10 protein-coding genes are annotated in these 12941 nt (G+C 33.0%); 4 read left to right on the forward strand and 6 right to left on the reverse strand.

Annotated features, from left to right (window positions below):
* Window positions 1-314 precede the first annotated feature (314 nt).
* The 4 genes from B0A64_RS20395 to B0A64_RS20410 all read right to left on the reverse strand — a co-directional run bounded on the left by B0A64_RS20395 (window position 315) and on the right by B0A64_RS20410 (window position 5983).
* Window positions 315-1784: a lipopolysaccharide biosynthesis protein gene (locus B0A64_RS20395; protein ID WP_089481331.1), complete on the reverse strand. Its 1470-nt coding sequence runs from the start codon at window positions 1782-1784 to the stop codon at window positions 315-317.
* Window positions 1785-1836: 52 nt separating this feature from the next.
* Entirely contained in the window at window positions 1837-3123 is a 1287-nt protein-coding gene (locus B0A64_RS20400) for a glycosyltransferase family 4 protein (RefSeq protein ID WP_089481332.1), read from the reverse strand.
* Between the two features lie 64 nt (window positions 3124-3187).
* Complete coding sequence (locus B0A64_RS20405; RefSeq protein WP_089481333.1) at window positions 3188-5647, reverse strand: YfhO family protein; 2460 nt, start codon at window positions 5645-5647, stop codon at window positions 3188-3190.
* Between the two features lie 51 nt (window positions 5648-5698).
* Window positions 5699-5983, reverse strand: a complete 285-nt coding sequence (locus B0A64_RS20410; protein ID WP_029269064.1) for a DUF4834 family protein — start codon at window positions 5981-5983, stop codon at window positions 5699-5701.
* A gap of 125 nt (window positions 5984-6108) precedes the next feature.
* Here B0A64_RS20410 and B0A64_RS20415 point away from each other — a divergent pair, with 125 nt between their 5' ends.
* From B0A64_RS20415 to B0A64_RS20430, 4 genes are all read left to right on the forward strand, one after another.
* Window positions 6109-7086, forward strand: coding sequence for a transporter (locus B0A64_RS20415; RefSeq protein WP_089481334.1), 978 nt, complete (start codon window positions 6109-6111; stop codon window positions 7084-7086).
* Window positions 7087-7178: 92 nt separating this feature from the next.
* Window positions 7179-8867, forward strand: a complete 1689-nt coding sequence (locus B0A64_RS20420) for a hypothetical protein (RefSeq protein WP_089481335.1) — start codon at window positions 7179-7181, stop codon at window positions 8865-8867.
* Between the two features lie 71 nt (window positions 8868-8938).
* Window positions 8939-9532, forward strand: a complete 594-nt coding sequence (locus tag B0A64_RS20425) for a hypothetical protein (RefSeq protein WP_089481336.1) — start codon at window positions 8939-8941, stop codon at window positions 9530-9532.
* A 172-nt stretch (window positions 9533-9704) separates the two neighbouring features.
* Window positions 9705-10823, forward strand: coding sequence for a GNAT family N-acetyltransferase (locus tag B0A64_RS20430; RefSeq protein WP_089481337.1), 1119 nt, complete (start codon window positions 9705-9707; stop codon window positions 10821-10823).
* 82 nt (window positions 10824-10905) lie between these two features.
* Here B0A64_RS20430 and B0A64_RS20435 read toward each other — a convergent pair whose 3' ends face one another.
* Together B0A64_RS20435 and B0A64_RS20440 are read right to left on the reverse strand one after the other, a co-directional pair.
* The gene (locus B0A64_RS20435; protein ID WP_089481338.1) at window positions 10906-11382 is read right to left on the reverse strand and encodes a hypothetical protein; all 477 of its coding nucleotides are present in this window, start codon (window positions 11380-11382) and stop codon (window positions 10906-10908) included.
* Between the two features lie 121 nt (window positions 11383-11503).
* Window positions 11504-12766 (reverse strand): aminotransferase class I/II-fold pyridoxal phosphate-dependent enzyme, encoded by a 1263-nt coding sequence (locus tag B0A64_RS20440; protein WP_089481339.1) that lies wholly within the window; start codon window positions 12764-12766, stop codon window positions 11504-11506.
* Window positions 12767-12941 lie beyond the last annotated feature (175 nt).

The following is a 12941-nucleotide window of genomic DNA, read 5'->3' on the forward strand; positions in this document are numbered from 1 at the left end:
CTAGCGATAAGTTAGTTATCCTTACTAACAAATATAAAAACAAAATAGATTAGAATTTACATTACTTTCTCTTTTATAAATAGAGATAACCCGTTGGGTGTAATACTCGTCTGTTCGCTTCGCTTGGGGCAAAAAATATATATTTAACACATAGAAACATAGATTTTATACCTAATAAAGAATACAAAAAGAAACACATTTCTTTGACATAGTCAAACTCTGTGCATTTTAGCTAAGTGAAACGCCTTTTTGAGAGGCTAGAGTCTATGTTTCTATGTGTTAAAATTAAGTACCCCCAATGAGTTAAAATCGTATTAAATTTTAATTCCTATTTTTCTAAAAAGCATATTGATTACTTTATTAATATCCGGAGAAATAGTAAACTTGTAATTTAAATACACATATAAAATCGTTACTAAAACTGATTTTAAAGCAATTCCGATTAATGGATAAACCGGAAATTCCCAAAAATAAAACATTAAAAATAAAGCTCCGGTAACTGCCAGCGAATGTAGATTTTGTTTGGTAAACGGGTATAAATCAAGTTTCTTAACCACAAACAGTAACTTGGCCAAGCTGTAAAGAGTAATGGATAATAATGTAGCAAATGCAGATCCTTTAATACCAAAAATTGGTATGAAAATGATATTAAGAACAAAGGTTGCAACCACCAAAGCCAGTCCTAAAAACAAAACGGTACGATAGTATTTTGTATTGAAGATGATCGCATTATTATTCCCTAAAATCAGATCAAAATACTTCGATAAACCAATCATAAAAACTACGGGAATACCTCCTCTGTAATCTTTGGGAACGATTTCATAGAGTTGGCTAATATTAACAAAAATGCATAACATTACAAAACCACCAACTATTTGCAAATTGATCGACGTTTTTTTGTACAGTAAATTCAATTCGTCGTGTTTGTTTTCATGCATTAATTTTGCCGTAATTGGATATACAATTTGGTGCATTGCACGACTTGGTACCGAAATTACCAAAGCAATATAAGTGGCAACAGAGTAATAGGCAATATTTTCAATCTTCATGTATTGATTGAGTATTAACTTATCTCCATCTAAAAGTAAATTAGCGACACTTCCTGAGAGAATAATAAAGAAAGTATATTCCATCACACTTTTTACATTTACCGGAATATTGATTTGAAACTTTGGCTTTTTGACATAAAATGCATAAAACATTGTCACTATAAATGCTACAAAATAAATAGCGGCTGTTACATACACAAATTGAATAAGTGTCATCCAGTTAAAATACAAACCTACCAAAGCAATAGTAGAAACCAAACGTAAACCAACCTCTTTTATAAAATTCCCAAAAACGGAATGCATGTGTACTCTTGCCCAGGCATAAAATATCTCGAAATATGCCATACAGATCCCTATAAACGGAATCAAAAACATAAATTCTTTTACAACAGGGTTTTTCTTGGTAACAAATGCGGTGATATCGTCAAAGAAAAAAATACCTATAATTCCTAACGGGATACACATTAATATTGGAAATAAAGCGGTAAAGGACAAAAACTGCTCCCTTTCTTCTTCGGTTTCATATTGCGAATAAAATTTTACCAGTGTGTTTTGCATCCCAATCGCGAACAACGGCATGATAACATTTGCTGCTGACAAAATATAATTAGTTAAGGCATAATAGGTTGCACCTAAATAAATGGGGTATAAATAAAGCGTATTAATTGCTCCAATTGCGAAGCCAATGTAGGTTATAATGGTGTTTTTGAAAGACTGATTTAAGACAATACCCATGCTTTGATTTTAGATTGTAGAGTTCTGATTTTAGAATTTAGATTTTTATCGTTTATTCGTTAATCAATTGTGCTAATTGTCTGGTGAGGTTTTTTCTTGAATATTGTTGTAAACCAACACCATTAGCTTGTAATTTTCCTTCCAAAAATTGATTATAAAAGTCCAAAATTACACTTTTTAACTTCTCTTTTTCAGAATAATCAAAAAATACTCCTGTATTTGTTTCTTTGATAATATCGGCAAAATCAGACCCGTTAGGACCAATAGCAATTATTGGGCGATTTGAGACCATATACTCAAACAATTTACCGGGAATAATGCTTTTTGTATCTTCAGAATTAATCTCTATTAAAAGTAAAACCTGAGATTTTTTTTGATGTGCTATTGCTTCGTGATGAGAAACATAACCCAGAAGATTCAAATACTCTTTCAATTCAAACTCTGTTATTGAATCTAAAACTTCCTGGCTTACTGCGCCAATTAATTTTATTTCTAAATGTGCTTTAAAATCCGGGATTTCGTGAAGCAATTCGACCAGAGATTCCCATAAAAACTTAGGATTTCTATCTGACAAAAAAGATCCGATGTGCGCCAGAGTAAATTTGGCATCCAGTGTTTGTTTCTCGACATTTTCGATATCATAACCATTAGTAATTACCGAAATTGGTTTATTGGTAATTACTTCAAATTCTGTCTTTGTCGTTTTACTGGTTACGATAATTGTATCGGCAGTATTTAATACCTTATGCTCGAGATTTTTGTGTTTTTGAGCTGCATAACGGGACAGTCGCAAAGCTTTATGATAGCCAATTGTTGTCCAGGGATCACGAAAATCAGCAAACCATTTTACGTTTAGTTTTTCTTTTAATTCTAACCCTATTAAATGCAGACTGTGCGGAGGTCCGGAAGTTACAATTGTATCTATATTATTTTCCCTGATATATTTTTCAAGATACGCTACTGATGGTTTTACCCAAAAGACGCGGGCATCCGGAATAAAAAGATTACCCCGAACCCAAAGAAAGGTTTTATCTAAAAAGGTTTGTTTTTTCTTATGGGGAAAAATTCCGGAACTAATTTTCTTGGTTTTATTTTTCGAAAAAATGGAAGCCAATTGATAGGGCTCCCAAATTTTATTTTTAAGCACTATTGCCTTTTCAGAGATTTGATTCACCAAACCTTCATCAATTATAGGATATGTGGGGTTTTCAGGAACATAAACAATTGGCTCGACACCAAATTCAGGCAAGTACTTTACAAATTTTAACCAGCGCTGTACACCGGGACCTCCGGCTGGCGGAAAATAATAGGTAATGATTAAGAGTTTTTTTTGTTCCATTAGGTTTGTTCGATTTCACAGAGATTCACAAAGAATTTACTAAGTTTCGCAAAGATTTTTAAAATTATTTTTGAGTATCTCTTTGAATTCTTTGCGAATCTTTGTGAAAGAATCTTTCAAAATAAATCCCGCCAATCAAAAGCAATAACATTGCAATTGAACTTGCCAACGTAATCATACTACCTGTTTTCACGACCTGAGGTTCAAATTTAAACTCAATGGTATGTTGTCCTCCTGGAACTTCCATTGCTCTTAAAACATAATCTACCGGAAAATGATCTGTCAATTTACCATCAACATAAGCGTTCCACCCATTTTTATAATAGATCTCAGAGAAAACCGCCAAACCATCTTTTGCGTTATCAGATTTGTACTTGATATAATTTGGTTTGTATTGTACTACTTTGATAGTTCCTGTCGTATCCCATTGTTTCTTCAATCGGGCACTTCTAAACTTACTTTCATGCTCACGAACATTAAAAACAGCTACTTTTTTAGTATCTATATGATCGAGCGCTTTCATTACATCGTCTGGTTTGTTGACTAACTTTACAGTTCCTACAAACCATGCATTTCCGTTTGTTTTTGGATTTACAGTTGGAAACTCTTTTCCTTCTTTATCAGTCTGAATGATGTATTTTACATTGAGCATATCCAAAACCTCCATATTATTTTTTGCGATCTGATAATCAAATAACTGTTGTATCCTTCTGGGTTTAGCAGCATGATATCCGCCAAGAGAATGATGAAAATAAGAGGCACGGGCACTGGACATGTTTCCGTTTACTTCAAAAACTCTGTAATGTGTGGTATCTTTTAAAATTTGAGCATCAGAAGGTGTTTCCTGAAACGGAGCCGCAATTTGTACGGGACTCACAAAATCCTTAGCTGAAACATATTTTTTATCAACAAAAAACAAATCAAAAATCATTAAAAGACCAACAATAATCAAAGTTGTATTTTGAACCAATTTATTTTTGATGAACAACCATAAAATTCCAAAAGTAATTACAATAAAAAAGCCTGAACGCAGTAAATCTGCAGAGTACAAACTCATTCTGTCTTCTTTTAATGCATCTACAAAAGCCGGTCCGTAACTTTGTGCAAAGTAACTATCACTGCTTCCCGTAAAATGAAACATACTTTTGGCAAAAACTAAAATTATTATAATACCAATACCAAAAACTCCGGTTTGTAGTAGCGCTTTTTGTTGTAGTTTAGGTTCTTCTTTTGCTTTAAAGAAAGATTGTAATCCCATAATAGCCAGAACAGGAAAACACAATTCAAGAATTACCTGAATCGATGAAACTGCTCTAAACTTATCATACATTGGCACATAATCGATAAAAAAGTCTGTTAACAAAGAGAAGTTTTTACCCCAGGAAAGCACTAATGAAACCAATGCACCTGCAAGAAATACATATTTTACTTTTCGATCGTCTATAAATAATGCCAAAACTGCCAGAAAGAAAACCACAACTCCTATGTATGCCGGAGCAGCAACAATAGGCTGATCTCCCCAATAAGTAGGCATTCCGGACACAAAATCCTGTGCTTGCTCTGATGGAACTCCCTGCTCCATCATAAAAGCATACATGCGGCTGTCTGTTCCTACATTTTCATGATTGGAACCACCAAAAAGTCTTGGAGCAATTAAGTTAAAACTTTCCGGAATTCCGTAACTGTATTCTGTAATATACTCACGGCTTAAAGCATTTTCGTTTGTCTTTTTAGTTCCGTCAGGATTAAAAGTCAACTCGCTGTTGCTACGCGTACTAAATTTGGCGTACTCGCTGGTAGCCATTAAGTTAGTTGCATTGGCGCCAATGGCAAAAATTCCGGCAACCGCCAAAACTCCAAATGCTGTTAAAAGAGGTTTGTATTCTTTTTCTTTGATAAAATTAAAAGCAAAATAACCTGAAAGTATCAATAAGAAAATCAGTAAATAATAGGTCATTTGAAAGTGATTGGCATTAATTTCTAATGCAACCGCAAACATGGTGAGCAAACCACCCCAAATATATTTTTTCTGAAAAATGAGGATAAACCCGGCAATCACAAGCGGCATATAAGCAATTGCATGGGCTTTTGCGTTATGACCAACTCCAAGTATAATAATTAAGTAGGTAGAAAAACCAAAGGCAATTGCACCAATAAATGCTTTTAGAGGATCTATTTTTAAAACCAATAATAAACCGTAGAAACCTAAGAAATATAAAAACAGATAATCAGCAGGACGTGGTAAAAAACGCAAAGCATCATCTATTTTACCCACATAATCGTTAGGATAATTAGCGCCTAACTGATAGGTTGGCATCCCGCCAAATGCTGAATTTGTCCAATACGGCTCAGAATGTTCTGTAGCCCTAAAATCATTTTGCTCTTTTGCCATTCCGGTATATTGAGCAATATCCGATTGAAAGATTTGTTTTCCTTGTAAAACTGGATAAAAATAAATTAAAGAAACGAGAATAAAGCCCAGTATAACAAGGGCATGCGGATAGAACTTATTTACTATTTTCAATTTAGGCTGGTTTGGGTTAAATGATGAATCCTATAAATTTAGGTCACAAACTTAATCTATTTCTTCGTAATCAACATAATCGCCAACCTTTTTGGTTTCGCGGGGATTTTTGGCATTGGCGGTATTAATGATTATCTCATCATTATTTGTACGCGTTTTTTGCCATGTATTATCCTGACTGTATTGTTGTTGTCTCTGAAAGTTCTCGCCTGCTTTTTCAACTGCTTTTTTTACCAGTACCGGTAAAAAGATTCGGGCCAAAAATTTAAAAATATAATAAAACGCAATAATCCACATTATCGTTTTAAACAAATTTGTAAAAGATGCTTCTTGCATGATCGTATAATTTTTTTCCAAAATTAATAAATCAATTGTTTAAAATTAAAATATCAATCTTAAATAAATAATAAAATATAGTACATTTGAAATGCGTTATTACTTTTTAATCAAACAAAACATTTATGTTAAAAAATAAAAACTTACTTATTACAGCTCTTTGTTTAGTTCCTCAATTTTTTTTCGCACAGTATACTGATGTTATTAATTCTAACCGTCCGGGCGAAACAATGTCTGCGTACGCAGTTGGAAAATCTGTTATCCAGGCAGAACTTGGTGTATATGGCATCAAGGAAAAACACGATTTATTAGATTATGATGCCAGCGGTTTTGGTACCGATATTACATTGCGTTATGGTGCATTTCTTGAAAAACTGGAATTTATTCTGGATTTGCAATACCAAATGGAAAATTTTGACACTCCTTATACAAGTTATAAAAAGAATAATTTCAGACAAACTGTTTTGGGTGCCAAATATTTGATTTATGATCCTTATAAAAACTACAAAAAAGAGGCAAACATATACAGCTACAAAGCCAATCATGCTTTTAACTGGCATGAATTAATTCCTGCTGTTTCTGTTTTTGCAGGAGCCAATTTTGTTGGCGCAGAGAATCCGTATTCCTTTTCGCCACAATCAAGCATATCTCCTAAAATCGTATTGATTACTCAGAATCTTTTTGGAGGTGGTAAATGGGTTTTTGTAACCAATATTATTGCTGATTATATTACGACAGATTATCCTAGTTATGGTTATGTGTTAACCCTGACACATGGCTTTAATGATAAATGGTCTGGTTTTGTTGAAAATCAGGGATACAAGAGTGACTTTTATAGTGATGCGATTGTTCGTGGCGGAGCGGCTTACCTGATCAACTCAAATCTTCAGGTTGACGCGTCTGTAAGTACCAACTTTAAAAACACTCCTTCTATCTTTTATGGTGGTGTTGGGGTTTCCTGGCGCTATGACGGAAGTTATAAAGAGAAACAAATGGAGTTTAAAGGTAAAGAAAAGGCTAAAAAGAACAAAGATAACGAGTTAGAGCAACGAGAAATCGACTATCAGGCTAAGGAAAGAAAACGTAAAGCAAAATACGAATAAACCAATAGTAAGAAAAAATTTAAGAAAAAGTCTAATGTTATAGAAAAATACCTATATTTGAAAATCAACCAAATTAACTAAAATTTTCAAATATGAAACAAATTTACTTACCAAAACCAACCAAAATTGGGCTTTTTTTTAAAATTTTTTTATTACAATTTGCACTCTTTTTCTCTTCATGTGAGAATGAAAACTACGATTCGGTAAATAAAAACCAATCAGCAAAAACCGAAATTCAGGTAAAAAACGGAAGATTGCTCTTCGAATCGAAAGAATCTTTTGCCAAAACGTACAATGAATACGTAAATCTACCCGAAGAAAAATTAAATGATTTATTAATGCCGCTTTATAAAAAAGGTTTTCTTTCATTAAGACCTGTTGTAACAGAAAAAAATGAAGAAACTATCTTTAATCTTTATAAAGAAAAATTAAAATTACAAACACCCAGAGGTGGTATCACGTCTAAAGGTTCACAAACAGTACCTGCACCGGTAGATCCTATACTTGATGATCCTCTTGGTCCAGTTGAATTTATTGGAGACGATACTTTTGCCGGATTTTTGAATATTGACGGTGAAATACAAATTGGAGAAGAAATCTATAAATATACAGATGTTGGTCTATTTATTGCTGAGGAATCAGAATATGCTACACTAAATGATTATCTTGGATCTGAAGATATCTCTACAGATCCTTTTGTCGAAACAGAGCTAAGAATTAAAGAAGATGTTACTTTAATATTGCCTGAAAACTATCCAACACCTATTGGGGTTAGCAATACAATTGTGTATTACAGACCTAGCAGCACTCAATCTACAACTTCAAGTACAACTTATAGCGGACCTGTAGCGGGATCTGCTGCAGCTACTGATCCTACTTATAATAGTTTTTTAAGTAATCTTAGTACTTGCGATCCTCATAGCGGATTATTTGGTAACTTGTTTGGCGACAATGATGTTTGTATTGATAAATATGAAAGTAAAAGACGCGTAAAAACAAAAGCATTTAATTACAACTATTTGCTTGTTTACCACATGGGTGTTAAATGTGTTCACCAGTTTAAAGGATGGACCGGATTTTGGAGAGTTGAAGCTACTGACGAGATCAGATTGGTAGTAGAGGCTGCTCAATTTGAATATGATGTAGACAAACTATTAGGAAATACGCTAATAAACAATAATTCGCAAATAAAAGATTTCTATTTTAATGACAAAAGAGTTAGCTACGGCCCGCTTAATTTTAATGTTAGTGGTCCATTTGGCTTTAGCTATAGTAATTTAAGTGAATCTACTTTGCCACAAATTTTTCAAAATAGCGGACTAGGTTTGTCTTTTGAATGGTTTGGAACAGGTAATACGACCTTGGATAATTTAGTTCAAAACGGTATAAATTCAAATCTAAATGCCAAAAAGATTAACGAGCATTTTTATGGTTTTGCTTACAGTCAAGCCAGAGATCTTTTAAGACAAACACCACAAAATGGTTCTTATACTCCACCACCTAACAGAACTTTTGCTGCTAAGTTTCCGCAAAACGGAAAAATCTTAATTCAAAAAGCTGTTCTGGATCAAGGTTTAAATATTGGTGTCAGAGAAAAAACATTTGATTGGGGAGCTGAAATTAGATTTAATGCTAAAGATTCCGGAGACGGAAAATGGAATATGACCGGAGGACAAGGTAACCTCTTGGCAAGACCAAAAAATTTCAGAGTAAAAATAATCGGGGCTGCCCGTAAAGGAAATCAATGGCACGGAAGTAAATTTAGTGTTGGTATTGATTAAATCCTTTCTTTTTAATCTATAATTTACAAAGGTTATATATCTTTATATATAACCTTTGTTTAAAAAATGAAATGAAAAAAATTGCCCTAATCCTGTTGTTTTGTTTACAATTAATGTCTTGTGCATTCCCTTCTTATGTTTCTCAAGACAGAAAAATACAAACCGGATTAGACTTTCATAGTGGCAAATGGTTATTAAACACTATTGACGCCCCGTATCCCTCAGATGAGAAATTGACTAAAATCGCTCTAAAGGATTTTACGAAACATTTGAAAAATAATTTAAGTTATGTACCTAAAACAAAAGGTATTTTATTACCCCGAAACATAACATTTGATCCCACTAAAAAACAATTAACAGATCTAAAGGCTGGAACCAATTTTGATTATTTTATAAATGTAAAAGCCAAAGTTGTTAAAGAAGAAATTGGAGCAGTTGATTTTAGTACACACAATCACCGCGGTAAATCCTATAGAAATGAAGTAACGGTGATAGTCGAAATATATGATTTAAATAATTTAGAAATCATTTATTCGCAAACGGTTAATGGTTCTGTTCAGATTGTTGAAAATTCAAATGATTTTTATATGGCAAAAACAACCGACGGATTGATTGTGGGAGCCTACAAAAAGATCATGAAGGATATAAACAAAAAATCGATCTGAAAACATATCCTATAACTCTGTTATACATCTTTGAATCATAAAAAATGAAGCCCATTTATTTGGGCTTTTTTAATATCAGAACTTTTTTCTTATAGTAAAGATGGCTATATTCGTTGCCATCAATTTTATTGATATTTTTACTTAGAATATTGTTTAAAACAAATAAATCGTAATGATTACAATTAGAGAAGCCAAGACAAAAAAGGAATTAACGGATTATATCAAATTTCCGTTTTCACTCTATAAAGACAATCCATATTGGGTTCCGCCTATTATTGCTGATGAATTAGAATCTTTTGATAAAACAAAAAATCCTGCTTTTGAGAACGCTGAAGCTTATTTTTATCTGGCATACAAGGACAATGAGATTGTTGGCAGAATTACTGCGATTATCAATTGGTCTGAAGTAAACCATCAGCATAAGAAAAAAGTACGTTTTGGCTGGTTTGATGTAATTGATGACATCGAAGTTACCAAAGCTTTATTAGCTAAAGTATATGAATTAGGAAAACAAAACAATCTGGAACACGTAGAAGGTCCAATGGGATTTTCAAATTTAGATAAAGTTGGTGTTCTTACTGAGGGTTATGACCAAATGGGTACCATGATTACCTGGTACAATAATCCGTATTATGTAACTCATTTTGAGCAATTAGGCTTTCAGGTAGAGAAAGAGTATATCGAAAGTATTTTTCCGTTCTCGAATGTTAAACCGGAATTTTTCCTTAAAGCGCAGGAATTAATCAAAAAGAGGTATAATTTACGCTCGTTAACTTTTACCAAAACAAAAGACATTATGCCTCATGTAGACAAAATGTTTGATTTGTTTAATGACTCTTATGCCAGTCTATCGTCGTTTGTGGCGATTTCAGATGTTCAGAAAGATTATTTTAAAAAGAAATACATTAGTTTTATCAATCCTGAGTATATCAAATTTGTGGTAGATAAAGACGATAATCTCGTTGCTTTTAGTATTGTAATGCCTAGTTTTTCTGAAGCATTGCAAAAAGCAAAAGGAAAATTATTTCCGTTTGGATTTATTCATCTGCTAAGAGCCAGAAAAAAGAGCAAAGATGTAGTATTTTACCTTATTGGTGTTCATCCGGATTATCAAAACAAAGGTGTTACAGCAATTATATTCGATGAATATTTTAAAACTTTCTCGGAAAAAGGAATTAAAAATTGCATCAGAACTCCGGAATTAGCAGATAATACTGCTATTCATTTATTATGGAAAAACTTTGACCCGAAAGTGCACTGTCAAAGAAAAACATACTTAAAGTATCTTTAAAAAAGTTTGCAGTCTCAGTTTACAGTCTCAGTATTCAGTTTACTGTTAGCTGAGACTGTAAACTGAATACTGGAACTGAGAACTATTCTACTTTACATGCTACTTTTGTCAGGACCATTTTTGGATCAAATTTCAATTTCTTTTTATCTTTAAAGGTTACTTTTCCGTTTGCTTCTGCAACATCAGTATAACCTTCAATAAAAGTATTTTCTCGCTGTAAAAAAGCAACTTCTCTAACAGAAGAAACTCCTTCTGACATAAAAGTATAATCTCCTATTAGCGTATCCCCTTTCATATTTCCAATCAGGGTTCCTTCATTTTTATCTTTTCCGTACAACTTATAAGTCAGTTTTCCGTTTACTTCCTGATGCGAATTAACGTTAAAACTCAATTCAACATTACTACTATCATTTGCGAAAGCATAACATTGGTCTCCTGATGGCTCTGCAACTTCGGCCTGTTTAGGAGGATTTGGAACAATCTCTGGCGCAGGTGCTGTTTTTTTGCAAGACACAAAAACAACTAAAACTATTACTGTTATGGCTAATACTTTTTTCATACTATTTCTTTTTTACTGTGGTTTAGAACTATAAATTTAATAGAAATAAAAAAAATCCATTCGCATAACGAATGGATTTTTTTATATAATTCCCATATTCAGGAATTTATTCATCAAGAAATTAAGCGTCTAAATCAACTTTTGTTCTGCTTGCAATTTCTTTATAAGTTCCGTTTTCTAATTTTTCACGAATTGCTTCAAATGCAACCAACGTTTCATCAATATCACCTAAAGTGTGTGATGTTGTTGGAATCATTCTTAACAAAATAATTCCTTTCGGGATTACCGGATAAATTACGATAGACAAGAAAATACCGTAGTTTTCTCTTAAATCGTTTACCATAACCATTGCCTCAGGAACACTTCCTTCTAGATATACCGGTGTTACACAAGTATTTGTATCTCCAATATTAAAATTTCTGGAACGTAATCCGTTTTGTAATGCATTTACATTTTCCCAAAGTTTATCTTTCAATTCAGGATGATTACGCAATAACTCTAAACGTTTCAAAGATCCAATTGTTTGAATCATTGGTAATGCTTTTGCAAACATTTGAGAACGTAAATTGTATTTTAAGTAATCTATAATATCTTGATCAGCGGCTAAAAAAGCACCAATATTAGCCATTGATTTTGCAAATGTCGAGAAATAAACGTCAATACCATCCTGAACTCCCTGCTCCTCACCTGCTCCGGCTCCTGTTTTACCAAGTGTACCAAAACCGTGTGCATCATCTACCAGTAAACGGAAATTATATTTTTCTTTTAAGGCTACAATTTCTTTCAGTTTACCTTGTTGTCCTCGCATTCCAAAAACACCTTCAGTAATAAATAAAATTCCACCACCTGTTTCTGTAGCCATTTTTGTAGCACGTTGCAGGTTTTTTTCCATACTTTCGAGATCGTTGTGTTTGTAAGTAAAACGTTTACCCATGTGCAAACGAACACCATCAATAATACAAGCGTGAGAATCTACATCGTATACAATAATATCATTTTTAGTTACCAAAGCATCAATAGTAGACACCATTCCCTGATAACCAAAATTCAATAAATATGCCGCCGGTTTCATTACAAACTCAGCTAATTCTTTTTCTAATTGTTCATGATATTTTGTGTGCCCTGACATCATACGAGCTCCCATTGGGTAAGCTGCTCCAAACTCTGTTGCTGCATCAATATCTGCCTGACGAACTTCAGGATGATTTGCAAGACCTAAATAGTCATTCAAACTCCAATTTAAAATATCTTTTCCACCAAATTTCATTCTTGGACCAAGTTCTCCTTCTAATTTAGGGAATACAAAATACCCCTCAGCTTGTGAAGCCCATTTTCCTAATGGCCCTTTATTGTTCTGAATTCTTTCGAATAAATCTTTTACCATAAATATATTTTGAAGTAATAATTTTAATTTATACAGGGTGCAAAAATAATGATTATTATTCGAAAATTGGGTTAGGCATTTATTTTTCTTAAAAAATATCCCGAATCTCAATATCCAAAAGGTCTTACCTTAATATCTATCCCCTGTTTAACCAGATTAAACTACTGTAAAAAAA

The organism is Flavobacterium araucananum (genome assembly GCF_002222055.1).
GTDB lineage: Bacteria > Bacteroidota > Bacteroidia > Flavobacteriales > Flavobacteriaceae > Flavobacterium > Flavobacterium araucananum.

Bases quoted from the DNA above. Each gene is read 5' to 3' on its own strand.
- B0A64_RS20395 (WP_089481331.1), bottom strand. From the start codon at position 1,784: ATGGGTATTGTCTTAAATCAGTCTTTCAAAAACACCATTATAACCTAC.
- B0A64_RS20400 (WP_089481332.1), bottom strand. From the start codon at position 3,123: ATGGAACAAAAAAAACTCTTAATCATTACCTATTATTTTCCGCCAGCC.
- B0A64_RS20410 (WP_029269064.1), bottom strand. From the start codon at position 5,983: ATGCAAGAAGCATCTTTTACAAATTTGTTTAAAACGATAATGTGGATT.
- B0A64_RS20415 (WP_089481334.1), top strand. From the start codon at position 6,109: ATGTTAAAAAATAAAAACTTACTTATTACAGCTCTTTGTTTAGTTCCT.
- B0A64_RS20420 (WP_089481335.1), top strand. From the start codon at position 7,179: ATGAAACAAATTTACTTACCAAAACCAACCAAAATTGGGCTTTTTTTT.
- B0A64_RS20425 (WP_089481336.1), top strand. From the start codon at position 8,939: ATGAAAAAAATTGCCCTAATCCTGTTGTTTTGTTTACAATTAATGTCT.
- B0A64_RS20430 (WP_089481337.1), top strand. From the start codon at position 9,705: ATGATTACAATTAGAGAAGCCAAGACAAAAAAGGAATTAACGGATTAT.
- B0A64_RS20435 (WP_089481338.1), bottom strand. From the start codon at position 11,382: ATGAAAAAAGTATTAGCCATAACAGTAATAGTTTTAGTTGTTTTTGTG.
- B0A64_RS20440 (WP_089481339.1), bottom strand. From the start codon at position 12,766: ATGGTAAAAGATTTATTCGAAAGAATTCAGAACAATAAAGGGCCATTA.